Origin of the sequence: Flavobacterium sp. N1719, from assembly GCF_025947045.1 — a bacterium.
Classification (GTDB): domain Bacteria; phylum Bacteroidota; class Bacteroidia; order Flavobacteriales; family Flavobacteriaceae; genus Flavobacterium; species Flavobacterium stagni.
Window position 1 is genome coordinate 495,815 of the sequence record NZ_CP109993.1, and the last position, 16,121, is coordinate 511,935.

Here is a 16,121-nt window from a genome sequence, read left to right on the forward strand (position 1 = left end):
ATGGACAGTGCATTAATTATTGAAAAAAGTATTTTCATCGTAGTCGTTTTTGCGGTTACCATGTTGATGGCTATGTATTCTACTTGGGCAGAGCGTAAGGTAGCGGCCTTTTTACAAGACCGTGTCGGACCCAACCGTGCAGGATGGGGTGGATTATTACAACCGCTTGCCGATGGTTTGAAGTTATTTGCTAAAGAAGAATTCGAACCCAATACACCCAACAAATTTTTATTCTTTGTCGGGCCTGGAATCGCGATGGCGACAGCTTTAATTACAAGTGCTGTAATTCCTTGGGGAGACAAATTAGAATTGTTCGGACGCACTATCCAATTACAAGCCACAGACATCGATGTTTCGATTTTGTATGTTTTTGGTGTTGTTTCAGTGGGAGTTTACGGAATCATGATTGGGGGTTGGGCTTCAAATAATAAGTTCTCCTTAATGGGAGCTGTACGTGCGGCCTCTCAAATGGTTTCTTACGAAGTAGCTATGGGACTATCCATCATTGCTTTGTTGATGATGAGTGGATCGTTAAGCTTACACGATATTACGGTACAACAACACGGAATGAATTGGAACATTTGGTACCAACCTGTTGGTTTCTTGATTTTCTTAATTTGTGCCTTTGCAGAAACAAACCGTACACCTTTTGACTTAGCAGAATGTGAAAGTGAGCTTATTGGTGGATACCACACGGAATATTCTTCGATGAAAATGGGATTCTATTTGTTTGCTGAATACGCTAACATGTTCATCTCTTCTACCTTAATTTCAGTTTTATACTTTGGAGGTTACAACTACCCAGGCATGGATTGGGTAGGCGCGAATTGGGGGACCAATGCCGCTACATTAGTAGGAATTGGGGTCCTTTTCGCTAAAATCTGTTTCTTCATTTTCTTCTATATGTGGGTGCGTTGGACGATTCCGCGTTTCCGTTATGACCAATTGATGAATTTGGGTTGGAAGATTTTAATCCCGCTTTCGATTATTAACATCATGATTACAGGAGTTTGTATTCTGGCTTTTAAATAAGAAACAAAATATGGCTACATCCATTCAAAACATATCGCTTTCTGGAAAGAAAAAGCAAGTTTCCAATAAGGAAATGACCTTTTGGGAGCGCTTGTATCTGGTTGCAATCATCAAAGGATTGTTGATCACGATTAAACACTTTTTCCGTAAAAAAGCAACAATTCACTACCCGGAGCAAGTTCGCGAATTCAGTCCGGTTTACCGTGGAAAACATACTTTAAAGCGTGACGAACAGGGTCGTGAAAATTGTACGGCTTGTGGTTTATGTGCACTAACTTGCCCTGCTGAAGCCATCACAATGAAAGCAGCAGAACGCAAAAAAGGCGAAGAACATTTGTACCGTGAAGAAAAGTATGCAGAAATCTATGAAATCAACATGTTGCGTTGCATTTTCTGTGGTTTGTGTGAAGAGGCGTGTCCAAAAGACGCGATTTATTTGACGATTTCAAAAGAACTCGTTCCCGCACAGTACGATCGTGAAGACTTTATCTATGGTAAGGATAAATTGGTAATGCCGCTTGAAGTGGCGATGGCTAACACTCAAAAATTAAATTAATCATGTCAACAGTATTACTTATTTTCTACATTCTGTCGGCAGTAACATTAGCCACAGCTTTCTTGACCATTTACACCAAAAACCCAATTCACAGTGCCATCTACTTAGTAATTTGTATGGTTTCGATTATGGGTCATTATTTGTTATTCAATGCCCAATTTTTGGCTTTGGTCCAACTCATAGTCTATGCGGGAGCCATTATGGTACTCTTCCTCTTCACCCTGATGTTGATGAATTTGAACAAAGAGGATGAAGTGCACAAGCCACGTATGACGCGCTATGCAGCCATTATCGTGTTTATTGTATTGAGTGCTGTATTGGTTTATGTATTCACCGATACCAAACCAATTATGGGTGAATACGATTATACAGGTGAAGACTTCCAATCCATCAAAACATTGGGTAAAGTATTGTTAAACGAATATATGGTTCCTTTCGAATTCGCTTCTATCTTATTATTAGCAGCCATGTTGGGAGTTGTATTAGTATCTAAAAAAGAAAAAGACGCGAACTAATCATGGAGAATATTTTAAATCATATTGGTATCGAAAACTACATCTTCCTGTCGGTGATTCTATTTTGTATCGGCGTATTCGGAGTGTTGTACCGTCGTAATGCCATCATTGTTTTCATGTCGATTGAAATCATGTTGAATGCAGTTAACCTATTATTTGTTGCCTTCTCCACGTATCACCAAGATGCCGAAGGACAAGTATTTGTATTCTTCTCAATGGCCGTGGCCGCTGCAGAAGTTGCCGTTGGATTAGCAATTTTGGTTGCTATTTTCAGAAATATCGGTTCGATTGATATCGCTAATTTGAAGAACTTAAAAGGATAAGCCCTAATGGAGAAGAATTTAGTATTAGTAGTATTGCTTGCCCCATTTGTTGGGTTCTTAGTAAATGTTTTTTTCGGTAAAAAAGCAGGAAAAGGAATGGCCGGTGCTTTAGGTACAGTTGCAGTTGCCTTGTCTTTTGTACTGAGCGTTTACTTCTTTTTACAAGTAAATCAAACAGCAAAACCGATTGCGGTGAAATTGTTTGATTGGATATCCGTGAGTAATTTCAAATTGGATTTTGGTATTCTATTGGACCAATTGTCGCTTTTGTGGCTATTGTTTGTTACCGGAATTGGTTCGTTGATTCACCTCTACTCCATCAGCTATATGCACGATGATGAAAACATGCACAAGTTCTTTTCGTACTTGAATTTGTTTGTATTTTTCATGATCACTTTGGTTGTGGGGAGCAACATCTTAATCATGTTTATTGGTTGGGAAGGTGTTGGACTTTGTTCTTACCTATTAATCGGATTCTGGTATAAAAACCAAGATTACAACGATGCGGCAAAGAAAGCCTTTATTATGAACCGTATTGGGGATTTAGGGTTTCTAATAGGGATTTTCATTTTAGGATCGATGTTCTCTACATTGGATTATGGCCAATTAAAAGCAGCCATCACTGCAGGTAATGCAGATACCGCTAAATTAACCGTAGCCGCTTTGTGTTTATTCATTGGAGCAACTGGAAAATCAGCTCAATTACCTTTATATACGTGGTTACCGGATGCGATGGCAGGACCAACTCCTGTTTCGGCGTTGATTCACGCAGCGACGATGGTAACAGCAGGTATCTTTATGATTACACGCTTGAATTTCTTATTTGATCTTACACCTTTTGTTCAAAATATCATTGCAATTGTTGGTGCGGTAACGGCTTTAGTAGCTGCTTCGATCGGACTTTTACAAAATGACATTAAAAAAGTATTGGCGTATTCAACCGTTTCACAATTAGGTTTAATGTTCTTAGCCTTAGGTTTAGGAGCGTACAACGTAGCGGTATTCCACGTAATCACACATGCCTTCTTCAAAGCGTGTTTGTTCTTGGGTTCGGGTTCGGTGATTCACGCCATGCATCACGAACAAGATATGCGAAGAATGGGTGGATTGCGTAAAATTATGCCCATCACCTTTATGACGATGTTGATTGCTACCTTGGCTATTTCAGGAATTCCACCGTTTTCTGGTTTCTTCTCTAAGGATGAAATTTTGATGACGGCTTTCCACGCCAACATTCCTTTGTGGATGATTGCTTCGTTAGCTTCTATCATGACGGCTTTCTATATGTTCCGTTTGATGTACCTTACCTTTTACAAAGATTTCCGCGGTACCGAAGAACAGAAACATCATTTACACGAGAGTCCGGGCTTAATCACGTTCCCATTGATTGTTTTAGCTATTCTATCATTAGTGGGTGGATTAATCAGCTTACCGTTTGGAAACAGTTGGTTGAACCATTACCTCGCTCCTTTATTCAGTGAAGCGCATCATGCCGAACACCATTTAGGTACCACAGAATATATATTGATGGCCATTGCAGTTGCGGGTGGATTGATTGGTATTGGCTTAGCGTACAACAAATACCTTAAAGGAGGTTATGTACCTAAAGAAGACCAAGATATCGATGGTTTTGCCAAAACAGTATACCATAAATATTATGTCGATGAAGCGTATATGGCGTTAATCGTAAAACCTATTAATGGATTGTCCAACTTCTTCAGTGAAACCTTAGAACCTGCTTTATCCCGTTTGGTTTATGGTTTAGGATCTTTAGCTAATGGCTTAGGAAGTTTGGGAAGTCGAGTACAAAATGGAAGTATCGGTTTGTATCTTTTTGCTTTTGTGATTGGATTCAGCGCGATTTTCATCTATTTGTTTTTAGCTAATAAATAATTAACTGATGGACGTTACTACACTATTATTATTACTTTTCGTAGGTGCCGTAATTACTTTTATTGCGGGAGATAAATTGGCTTCCAAAGTCGCTTTGCTATTCAGTGCAGCTGCTTTAGGAGTGACCGTTTACCTATTAACCACCGTACAACAGTTTAGTTCGCTGAATGTTTCGTATCCTTGGATATCCGCTCCCAAAGCCTATTTTGCTTTAAAAGTGGACGGATTATCTTTGGCCATGGTCTTATTGACCACAGCACTAACGCCGTTAATTATTTTATCCTCGTTTGCTAATCAATTCAAAAGTGCCAAAAACTTTTATGCGCTAGTTCTTTTCATGGCTTTTGCTATGGCTGGAACCTTCTTGGCTGCGGATGGGTTGTTATACTATATCTTCTGGGAATTGGCTTTGATTCCGATTTACTTCATCGCTTTATTGTGGGGTAATGATGCTATCGAAGAACGTAAAAAAGCGGTTTTAAAATTCTTTATTTATACACTAGGAGGTTCGTTGTTCATGTTGGTGGCTTTTGCGTATTTGTACCACAAAGCGGGAAGTTTCTTATTGACCGATTTGTACCAATTGAAATTAAGTTCTTGTGAACAAACTTGGATTTTCTTCGCGTTCTTTTTAGCCTATGCGATTAAAATTCCGGTTATTCCTTTCCATACTTGGCAGGCCGAGGTGTATCAAAAAGCACCGACTGTAGGTACCATGTTACTTTCGGGTATTATGCTTAAAATGGGATTGTACAGCGTAATGCGTTGGCAGTTACCCATTGCCCCTGAAGCGGCTAAAACGTATATGCCATTGGTATTAGGTTTGAGCATTGCAGGTGTTATCTACGGATCTATTGTGGCTTTACGCCAAAAGGATTTGAAGAAATTATTGGCGTATTCGTCTTTAGCACACGTTGGTTTAATTGCCGCAGGTTGTTATACACTTACCTATGATGGATTAAGCGGTGCCGTTTCTCAAATGATTGCGCACGGTTTTGTCATCGTTGGTTTGTTCTATGCGGCTGAAATCATCTACCGTCGTTATGAAACACGCACAATTGCCGATATGGGTGGTATTCGCACACAAACGCCGAAATTCACTTCCTTATTCATGATTTTGGTGTTGGCTTCTGTTGCTTTACCAGGAACTTACAACTTCGTTGGGGAATTCACCGTATTGTATAGCTTATCGCAAATCAATGTTTGGTATGCGGTTATTGGAGGTACTACTATCATTTTAGGAGCGTATTATATGTTGAAAATGTTCCAAAATGTGATGCTGGGTGAAACCAACGCTAAACTTTTTGCCGATGTAACTGTGGGTGAAACTGTGGTAATGGTTGCGCTTATTGCCTTCCTTTTGTTCTTTGGATTGTATCCAAAACCCCTCTTGGATTTAGTGAATCCAAGTATTCAGGAAATTCTAACTCAAATAAACCGTTCTTAATTACGTCATACGAATGAATACATTAATTGCTATATCAGGTTTAGGCATCTTCTGTCTTTTTGCTGAAATCATCAATCTGAGAAAAGCCATCGTTCCCGTTGCAGTATTGGGACTAATCGCCATTCTTGGAATCACGGTTTCCGAGTTTGACCATCCTTCTGCGTGGTACAACAACATGGTAATTGTGAACAATTTCTCGGTTGCATTTTCCAGCTTATTTATCGTATTGACGATTTTCATCCTTGCGATGAGCGGTGATTTTTATAAAGATAAACCGTCAAAGTTTTCAGATTTTATTGCTATTAAAATTTTCTTACTAGCAGGAGCCGTAGCTATGGTTTCTTTCGGAAATTTATCGATGTTTTTCTTGGGTATCGAAATCCTTTCTATCTCCTTATATATCTTGGCGGGAAGTGACCGTTTGAGCATTTTAAGTAACGAAGCGGGGATGAAATATTTCCTATTGGGTTCATTTGCCTCTGGATTTATTCTTTTCGGGATCTGTTTGGTTTACGGAGCTACCGGCTATTTTGATGTGGCTGAAATTTATGCTTTATCTCAAGGTGCGGGTTTACCTGTTTGGTTCTACTTTGGTATCGCCATGATCTTGATTGGGATGTTGTTTAAAATTGCAGCGGCACCTTTCCATTTCTGGGCTCCAGACGTGTACGAAGGTTCGCCTACCTTAGTTACCGCCACGATGAGTACCTTAGCCAAGGTAGTTGCTGTGGCTACGCTTTATAAATTAGTTACGTCTTTGAATGCCAATATGCCGCATTTGTTCCAAGTTGTAATTGTGGCCATTGCGATCTTAACGATGGCTGTAGGTAACTTGTTGGCACTTCGTCAAGAAAACGTAAAACGTATGATGGCCTTTTCAGGGATTTCACACGCAGGCTTTATGTTGTTGGCATTGTTAAGTTTGACTACCGCAGCAGGTACTTTATTTTACTATACCGCAGCTTATGCCTTTGCCGGAATTGCTTCGTTTGCCGTGATTACTTCGGTGACTAAAAATAAAGCGACTCAAAATGTATCCGACTTTAATGGCTTAGGAAAAACGAATCCTGTTTTGGCAGCGGTGTTAACCATGTCATTGTTATCGATGGCGGGTATTCCGATTTTTGCTGGATTCTTCGCGAAGTTTTCTTTGTTCACACAAACGATTGAAGCGGGTTATTTAGTAGCGGTTATTGCCGGAGTTATCAGTTCGATCATTAGTATTGGCTACTATTTCAAATTGATTTTGGCGATGTACAACAAAGACGCAGATGCAGAAACGACTACGTTCCCATGGGTGTACACCGTTGTGGCTGTTTTGGCAATCGCATTAAACATCGGGATGGGAATTTACCCAGGCTGCATGTTTGATTTATTAAAATAAAACACAAAACTCTCTATACAAGGCTGTCTCTAAAGGGCAGCCTTTTTTTATGAACAATCGTGAAATTTAACGCTTGTTCCAACTTCACTTTTGGGATCGAATTCCTAATTTTATCCCATGTATGCATTAGTGGATTGCAATAACTTTTACGCTTCGTGTGAACGGGTGTTCCAGCCGCAGTTAATCGGGAAACCTATCGTGGTTTTGTCGAATAACGACGGTTGCGTGATTGCGCGCAGTTATGAAGCAAAAGACTTGGGCATACCCATGGGTGCTCCCGAATTTGAATGTCGGGATTTAATCAAAAAACACGGTATTCATGTATTTTCTTCCAATTATGCGCTCTATGGCGACATGAGTAGTCGGGTGATGAAAATTTTAGAAGGTTTTACGCCCCATGTCGAAGTGTACAGCATTGACGAAGCCTTTCTCAATTTTGACGGAATGCCCATAACCGATTTTCAGGAGTATGGCATCCAAATGCGCAAACGCGTTCAAAAATGGTTGAGCATTCCCATCTGTGTCGGGTTTGCCCCATCGAAAGCGTTATCCAAAATCGCCAATAAAATTGCCAAAAAATACCCAGACCGCACGGGTGGTTCGTATGTTATCGATACCGAAGAAAAACGAATCAAAGCACTGAAGTGGACCAAAATTGAAGACGTTTGGGGAATTGGCTTTCGCCTAACGAAAAAGATGAAGGCAAAAAACATTCTGACGGCCTATGACTTTACGCTACCGCAGCACGAAGTCTTTATCCAAAAGGAAATGGGTGTTGTAGGGAATCGCTTACGGTTAGAACTTCTCGGCCAATCGGTATTGGAAATGGAAGAAGCCAAAGACAAAAAACACATTGCCGTGACCCGAAGCTTTGAAGGACGCATTGCCAATCTAAACGAACTCAAAGAACGCGTTTCTACCTTTGCCTCGGTTTGTGGTGAAAAATTACGCAAGCAACATTCCAATTGTCAAGTGGTGACCGTGTATTTACGAAAAGACAAATTTCACAATCCAGACAACGGACGGTACAACTTTTATGCGCAAGAAACGCTGCCCTTCCCGACGAATTCCAGTATAACCTTGGGAAAAGTGGCGACAAAAATGATTGAACAGCTCTATCGTGAGGGTGAAGAATATAAAAAAACGGGCGTGATTGTTTCGGCGATTACCCCAGAAAATCAGAAACAATACAATTTGTTTCAAGACGAGAATCCGAAGCATGAAGCCTTGATGAAAGTCATGGATACGTATTTCAAAAAAACGGGCGAACGAAAAATTCGGTTGGGGATGCACGACTTGAATCGGACCTGGAAGATGAAACAGAACTATTTATCGCCTAAATTTACAACCAATATTAACGATATCATCACCGTACAATGTCGCTAGAACCAACCAAGCTTACGTTTTTTATTCCGGACTTCACCGCCAGTGAAGGCGTTTCGTATTTTGCAGGCGGGATCAAAGCGGGATTTCCTTCACCGGCTGCTGACTTTGATGAAGCGAAAATCAGTTTGGACCATGTACTGGTGCGCAACCGTGAAGCTACATTTTACGCGAAAGCCAGTGGGACGTCAATGATTGGTGCGGGTATTGATGATGGTGACATTATGGTTATTGACCGTAGTTTGGAACCGACGAATAATAAAATTGCCGTTTGTTTTATCGACGGTGAGTTTACGGTAAAACGGATCCATAAGGAAAAAGATGCGGTCTACTTAATGCCCGAAAACCCGGTTTTTCCTCCCATAAAAATTACCGAAGAAAATGAATTGATCATTTGGGGGATTGTGACTTATGTGATTAAGAGTGTATAATGATTCCCAACTTAAATCCAAAAGTATGATGCGATGGCTACTCCGTTTCATTTGGTGTTTACCTATTATCCATTCGCAAATTGGCCTTGCTCAAGGAACGAAAGTGAAAATCATGACTTACAACATCCGTTTGGATGTAGCTTCGGATAGCCTAAACCGCTGGGATTATCGAAAAGCATTTTTGTTGGAACAAATTCAAACAACAAATCCGGATGTGCTCGGAGTTCAAGAGGCGCTACCCAATCAAGTAGAATACCTTCAAAAAGGGTTGAAAAAATATCTAAAAATTGGTGTGGGAAGAGAAGAAAATTTAACCGGTGAAGCCAGTTGCTTGTACATCAAAACAGAACGTTTTATGGTCAAAGATAGCGGTACGTTTTGGCTATCAGAAACCCCAGAAAAAGTCTCTCGGGGCTGGGATGCCGCCTGTAATCGGGTTTGCACTTTCGCGCATTTGGAAGATCGAACGACTGGAAAAAGATGTTGGATCTTTAACACCCATTGGGATCATGTAGGTGAAAAAGCCCGAACAGAAAGTTTGAAACTAACTTTAGAACAGATACAACAACTCAATCTACAAAAAGAACCCGTGATTTATATTGGAGATTTTAATAGTACTCCTGATCATGAGCGTTGGCAACTTCTAAAAAATGAATGGATAGATACCTGGCATTCGCTTCATTCCAATAATCCCGACGGCACGTTCAATGCATTTGACCCTAAACGTCCAGCTACTGCCTATATTGACTATATCTGGGTTACACGAGATCACTTCAAAATTCTTGAAAGTTCGATTCTCGTCAAACTGAAAAACGGCCGATTCCCCTCAGACCATTTTCCTGTTGTTAGTACGCTCTCTTTTTTACCTTAATTAATGGAATTTAAAATCCATTCTGACATTCCTTAGGAAATTATATCTTTATGGAATCAAAACTAAAGTTATGAAAATTAGATTGGTCGCATTTTTTTCTCTTTTGTCCGTCGTGGCTACCGCGCTATGGGCGCAAGAGTTGCCACCAATAATAAAATATCCTTCAACACTTTACAAAGCAGGCAACCAAAACTGGATGGTTGCACAAGGTCAGAATGCCTTTATCTATTTTGCAAATAACGAAGGATTACTCGAGTTTAATGGTGCTGAATGGACCCTTTATCCCTCGCCCAACGAAACCATAATGCGCTCTGTAAAGGTAGTTGGAGAGCGAATTTACACAGGATGTTACATGGAATTTGGCTATTGGAGTCGACAAAGTAGCGGCCAATTACGTTACACCTCTCTTTCCAATACAATTAAAAAAAAACTGATTGAAGATGAACAATTTTGGAATATTATCCAAATGGATGACCGGGTACTATTTCAATCCTTCAATCGCATTTATGTTTATGATACTCAAAAAGGGACTTTTCAATTTATAGAAAAACACCCGTTTATTTTTCGTTGTTTCAAAATTAACAACTCCATTTATTTTCAAGGAATAGGTGAAGGTTTATATGAAATTGTTCACGGGCAAAGTAAATTAGTTTGTAAAGATGAACGTATTCTTAACAATAGAATTGTTGAAATTTATTCCGCTGATGACGGCCTTCTATTGCAAACCGAAAGAGCAGGTGTTTTTAAATTAAAGGACGGCACATTACAATCCTATAATTTTGAGTCTCAAGCCGAACTGAATGCCCATTCGATTTTCTCGGCCAAAAAGCTATCAGATGGAGGATTTGCTCTGGGCACGATTTCAAACGGAATCTATATTTTAGACCGGAATGGAAAAATTCGCCATCATATTATCCAAAATTTAGGCCTGAGCAACAACACCGTTTTGTCGTTAAACGAAGACAAAGACAATAATCTTTGGTTAGGACTTGACAATGGCATCGATTGTATCAATCTTCAATCACCTATACGAAGTTACAAAGACGATTCTGGCTACTTGGGAACAGTGTATGCTTCTATTCGTTTTGGAGATTATATTTATCTGGGTACAAATCAAGGATTATTCTACCGAAATCATGCTACAGGGGGTAATTTTCAAATGGTTCGTGGGACAAACGGACAAGTTTGGACTTTATTCGCTTATAATAATCAACTCTTTTGCGGACATAATCAGGGAACTTTTCTCGTAAATGGAGGAAATGTAGAAAGTATTTACCGAGGCTCGGGCACATGGCGCTTTAATACTGTTAATGGCCATCCCAATTGGTTGATGCAAGGTAATTATGACGGACTTTCAATTTTAGAAAAAAAAGGCACTACTTGGGTATTCAGAAATAAAATTGAAGGTTTTAATATTTCATCGCGTTATTTCGAAAGTGATCGAAAGAATACGGTTTATGTTGGACACGAATACAAAGGGATTATCAAAGTGGTTATCCAACCCGACTTTTCAAAGATTTCAAAAGTTACCATATTAAATACTCCAAAAAAGGGGAAAAATATGGGGCTTGCAAAATTTAATAACATCCTATATTTTGCAGGAAAGCAAGGTATTTTCACCCTTAATGAAACGAATGGAAAGTTTGTTAAGAATGTAGAACTTAGTGCTGTTTTCACAAATAACGACTATACATCCGGTAAACTCACCGTAGAAGGTGATAAAATGTGGCTTTTTACAAAAAGTTATATCTATTACTTTACAGCGGGCAATTTCAATACCCAATTGAAACACCACCGCATTCCCATTCCATCAGTGATTACAAATCCAATGGCAGGTTATGAAAATATCAGTCCAATCGCAAATAATAGGTATTTGGTTGGTAAAACAGAAGGATATTTTATCATTAATTTAAATGATTTTAAAGTAAAATCACATCCCATCACGTTAACTTCAGTTACTGTAAATACCGTTGAAAACAAAAAAATAGATACCCATTTAATACTAACTGAAGAAGGCGAAATTGATCATGATGAAAATAATATCGTATTTAATTATACTGTTCCGCAATACAATCGATTTATTGATGTCGCCTACCAATATAAGTTAGAGGGGTTACAAAAAAATTGGAGTGAATGGAATGCCAAAACTTCCGTTGTATTTAAAAACTTAGAACCAGGAGACTATACTTTTAAAGTAAGAGCTAAAATTGCCAATACTCTCTCTGAAAACAGTGCAACATATTCTTTTACCATTTTAAAACCTTGGTATGCTACCAATCTAGCACTAGTGATTTATATTGTTTTATTTCTTATTCTTTCCTTCAACATCAACAAATCTTATCAGCGTTATTATCAAAAACAACGCGAAAAATTGATTGAAGAGAACAACCGTTTACTCGAAATCGCAGCACTTGAAAATGAAAAACAATTGATGCAATTACGAAACGAACAATTGAGTAATGATGTAGATGCAAAAAATAGAGAACTAGCAGTTTCAACTTTGTCTTTAATTAAAAAGGATGAGCTTTTGAAAATCATTCAAGAGGATTTGAAAAAAACAGCAGAAGTAGCTGATTCTAAAAATTTGAAATCGGTTATTTCAACCATCAACAATTCCCTTTCGAAAGACGATTCTTGGAATACATTCAAAGAAGCTTTTGATAATGTAGATAAAGATTTTTTGAAAAAGATAAAAGCGTTACATCCTGTATTAACTCCCAGTGATCTTAAATTGTGTGCTTATTTGCGTTTGAATTTATCTTCAAAAGAAATTGCCCCCATGTTAAATATTTCCATTCGAAGTGTGGAAATTAAACGATATCGTTTGCGTAAAAAACTCAATTTGCTTCATGATGATGGTTTAGTTAATTATATTTTGAGCTTTTAATGGTCATAAAAACTCAACATTACCACATCAAAACGACATTTTTCTGTAAAGTTTGATGAATTTTAAACCAATTTCATCACTCAATTTAACTACAACGTTTTCTTAAATAGCCGTAAATACGGGCTTTTACCAAGCTTTCACAAAAAAAACACAAAATGTATATTTTTTGTAGTGGTATTTTTCGAATCTGCAATAATTTTTTGAAATAATTTAGTCAAATACAAAACCAATCATTTAGTATCGAACAGATGAAAAAAGCAACGTATTAGTTATGGTAAAAAAAATCGTATTTCTAGCCCTATGTATTTCATGTGTAACTGGATTTGCCCAACAAAAGAATGTGCGAATTGTTTCTGATGCATCTGGAGATAAACTAACTGTCAATGGAACTGATTTTGTAATCAAAGGGATGAATTGGGATTATTTTCCAACAGGAACCAATTACAATTACAGTCTATGGAAACAACCTGATGACATCATTATAAAAGCGCTTGATAGTGAAATGTCATTGTTACGCGATATGGGAGTGAACACCATTCGTCAATACACAGGTGTCCCACCAAAATGGATTACCTATATCTATGAAAAATACGGAATTTATACCATTCTAAATCATTCTTTTGGCCGATATGGGCTTACAGTAGGTGGCGCTTGGCAAGCCAATACCGATTATGCCAATGCAGCAGTACAAAAACAATTATTAGCTGAAGTTGTAGCTATGGTGAATGAAAACAAACAAACACCCGGACTTCTTTGCTATCTTTTAGGTAATGAAAATAACTACGGCTTGTTTTGGGAAGGTGCTGAAACGGAAAATATTCCATTTGAAAACCGCAAATCAACTAGAAAAGCAATAGCGATGTATGAACTGTTCAATCAAGCTGCTTTAGCAATGAAAAAATTGGACACCAACCATCCCGTTGCAATGTGTAATGGTGATTTACAGTTTTTGGATATCATTGCCTCTAAATGTGGTGCAGTAGATATATTCGGCACCAATATGTACCGTGGCAAATCGTTTGGCAATGCTTTTGAAGAAGTCAAATCCAAATTAAAAAAACCAATTCTTTTTACTGAATTTGGCTCGGATGCCTACAACACAATTCAAAACAAAGAAGATGATAAAGCACAAGCCGATGTACTACTCTCCAATTGGCAAGAAATCTTTAACAATACTTATGGCTACGGTAAAAGCAATAATTGTATTGGAGGCTGTACCTTCCAATTTAGTGACGGATGGTGGAAATTCGGTCAAACCACAGGCTTAGACACCCATGACACCAATGCATCTTGGTCGAATGGTGCTTATGCTTTCGATTTTGTAAAAGGTGAAAATAACATGAATGAAGAATGGTTTGGTATTTGTGCCAAAGGAGTGGCCGATGAAAACGGATTGTATACGTTATATCCAAGAAGTGCTTATTATGCATTAAAAGAATTGTACAGTTTACAATCTAAATCGGTTTCTAAAAACGCCACTGAACTCGATCAAAATATTAAATCGATATCCTTGACAGATGCCGGATTAAAATACCAAATAACAAAACCAAAGGAAGAGGGTGATCAAAAAATACGTTTGAGCCGATTTACAGCAAATTTCACCACATTCAACACCGGCGGTAGTTTGATTACAACTCCTAAACAAGATGACCCACAAACCAATACTTACCCAAATAAACTTGGATTTGACCATATGGAGTCGTTCTTTGTGGGTGTCGAAGCGAAACCTGCTTCTAATATATCTGCCAATGTAGAATTGAATATTTTAGGAAATGTTGCTGAAAATCCAATTGATGAGATTTTTTACGAAAATAGAGGTCGAAAAATGACTGTAGAAACTACAGATGGTGAAAAATTGGTAAGCGACCCAGAACGTGTACAAGTGTACCGAGCTAAATTTAGCTGGAACGAAAAGTATTTTAATTTAAATGGATTTTATCGTACAGGTCATTACCACTGGGGCTATGAAGGCGATTTCTTCGGACTATACCCTGAGGCGAATTACGGTCCAAATATAGACATCTATAATGGCTTAGCTCCATCTGGATTTGAAATTGAAGGTAAAAAATTTATGAGTGGATTAAAAGTGGCTTACGGTCCACAATTATGGTGGGGAGCTAACCCAGCATTGTTAGTTAAATATTCAAAATCGATTGCCAATTTCAATTTTTCAGGAATGTTTCATGAGGATTTAGAGCAAGCGACAAATGTGAATAGCTCCTTTGCAGTTCCTCAACCCAAAACTCGTAAAGCAACTTTACATATTAACCGAAAAATTGGTAAAATCAGTGTGGATTTGGGAGGAATTTGGGCAGGCCAACCTTTAAACAATAGAAGTTTCCAACTCACACGTGAAGTTAATGGTGTTACTTCTGTTTACCAAGACCAGATAAACAGTAAAGATAATTGGGGCGGTAAAATTAAGCTTACCTATACAGGAGGGCGTTTTAATTGGTATGGACAAGGTGCCATTATGGGATTAGTAGCTAATGGTGGTGCCGATTACACTAAAACATTTACGGGTTGGACCCTTAAAGACAGTGGCAGCGGAAACCAATATAATTTCTTGAGCGGATTTACGTATTCCATCGGAAAATTACAAATTGCACCCAACTTTTTATGGCAAAAACCAATTGAGGGTCCGATTTCCGCCGACACACCTGCTCCTGCTCGTCCAAGAAACATATTAGAAGACCCATTCGTAGTGCGCGTTAACCGTGAAACCGTAGCGGGAGAACTTTTACTCACTTATGACCCAACTCCGGGTACATGGATGTATGAATGGGACAATGATATTCAAGAAGATGCAAAATTTGCGTGTAGTGCAGGCTTCGTTTACCGTCATTTACCCACTACACAAGATGCTGCAATCGGAATATTAGCTAATGGACGAACTACATTTGTGTTTAACGGAGCACCACCGGCAAAGGATTTATGGGAAGCCAAAGTTAGAATCGTTTCCAAATTAAATCCCTCTTTAGGAATAATCAGCAATATGTACGGAGGAACGGCTCAATCCAACGGAAGTGACGCAAGAACACTTAAACGCGTAGGTATGGATATTCGCGTGATCTATAAAAAAGTGAAACTCAACTATATCTCAAAATGGAACGATTGGGGGCCATTTGACTACCATCGTGACTTTAACTTGACGTATCCAGTTCAGCAAATAGTTGATTTATCTACTGAATTAGGTAAAAACAATTGGTTTAGCTTACCCGGTACCAAAATCGGAATTCGTGGCACCTACCGTACTTTAAACCAATATTCTCCTCGATACAATCCAACAACTGTTGTGGATGCCAATGGCAACTTTGTGCCTGACCCAACGGCTATTGGATTTGATAATGGAAAAGAATGGGAAATTAGAACTTACATCCAAATTAACTTATAAAAAAT

Annotated in this window: 12 protein-coding genes; all 12 read left to right on the plus strand. The window is 38.6% G+C overall.

Annotated elements, in window-relative coordinates; genetic code table 11:
• The 12 genes from nuoH (at position 1) to OLM45_RS01975 (ending at position 16,116) form a co-directional block, all read left to right on the plus strand.
• A complete protein-coding gene (gene nuoH / locus OLM45_RS01920) occupies positions 1-1,032 on the plus strand; it encodes an NADH-quinone oxidoreductase subunit NuoH (RefSeq protein ID WP_264511506.1) in 1,032 nt (343 codons plus the stop codon).
• 10 nt (positions 1,033-1,042) lie between these two features.
• Positions 1,043-1,588 (plus strand): NuoI/complex I 23 kDa subunit family protein, encoded by a 546-nt coding sequence (locus tag OLM45_RS01925; protein WP_129460527.1) that lies wholly within the window; start codon positions 1,043-1,045, stop codon positions 1,586-1,588.
• 2 nt (positions 1,589-1,590) lie between these two features.
• A complete protein-coding gene (locus tag OLM45_RS01930; protein WP_129460526.1) occupies positions 1,591-2,103 on the plus strand; it encodes an NADH-quinone oxidoreductase subunit J in 513 nt (170 codons plus the stop codon).
• Between the two features lie 2 nt (positions 2,104-2,105).
• Entirely contained in the window at positions 2,106-2,426 is a 321-nt protein-coding gene (gene nuoK, locus OLM45_RS01935) for an NADH-quinone oxidoreductase subunit NuoK (RefSeq protein ID WP_129460525.1), read from the plus strand.
• A 6-nt stretch (positions 2,427-2,432) separates the two neighbouring features.
• Positions 2,433-4,319, plus strand: a complete 1,887-nt coding sequence (gene nuoL / locus OLM45_RS01940; protein ID WP_264511507.1) for an NADH-quinone oxidoreductase subunit L — start codon at positions 2,433-2,435, stop codon at positions 4,317-4,319.
• Between the two features lie 7 nt (positions 4,320-4,326).
• Positions 4,327-5,766: a complex I subunit 4 family protein gene (locus tag OLM45_RS01945; protein WP_264511508.1), complete on the plus strand. Its 1,440-nt coding sequence runs from the start codon at positions 4,327-4,329 to the stop codon at positions 5,764-5,766.
• Between the two features lie 13 nt (positions 5,767-5,779).
• Positions 5,780-7,150 (plus strand): NADH-quinone oxidoreductase subunit N, encoded by a 1,371-nt coding sequence (locus OLM45_RS01950; RefSeq protein WP_264511509.1) that lies wholly within the window; start codon positions 5,780-5,782, stop codon positions 7,148-7,150.
• 117 nt (positions 7,151-7,267) lie between these two features.
• A complete protein-coding gene (locus OLM45_RS01955) occupies positions 7,268-8,536 on the plus strand; it encodes a Y-family DNA polymerase (RefSeq protein ID WP_264511510.1) in 1,269 nt (422 codons plus the stop codon).
• A complete protein-coding gene (locus OLM45_RS01960; RefSeq protein ID WP_264511511.1) occupies positions 8,527-8,964 on the plus strand; it encodes a LexA family protein in 438 nt (145 codons plus the stop codon). Before OLM45_RS01955 ends, OLM45_RS01960 begins: the two co-directional genes overlap by 10 nt.
• Before the next feature lie 25 nt (positions 8,965-8,989).
• Positions 8,990-9,835: an endonuclease/exonuclease/phosphatase family protein gene (locus tag OLM45_RS01965; protein WP_264511512.1), complete on the plus strand. Its 846-nt coding sequence runs from the start codon at positions 8,990-8,992 to the stop codon at positions 9,833-9,835.
• Positions 9,836-9,905: 70 nt separating this feature from the next.
• Positions 9,906-12,722 (plus strand): triple tyrosine motif-containing protein, encoded by a 2,817-nt coding sequence (locus tag OLM45_RS01970; protein WP_264511513.1) that lies wholly within the window; start codon positions 9,906-9,908, stop codon positions 12,720-12,722.
• 271 nt (positions 12,723-12,993) lie between these two features.
• Positions 12,994-16,116 (plus strand): glycoside hydrolase family 2 TIM barrel-domain containing protein, encoded by a 3,123-nt coding sequence (locus OLM45_RS01975; protein ID WP_264511514.1) that lies wholly within the window; start codon positions 12,994-12,996, stop codon positions 16,114-16,116.
• Positions 16,117-16,121 lie beyond the last annotated feature (5 nt).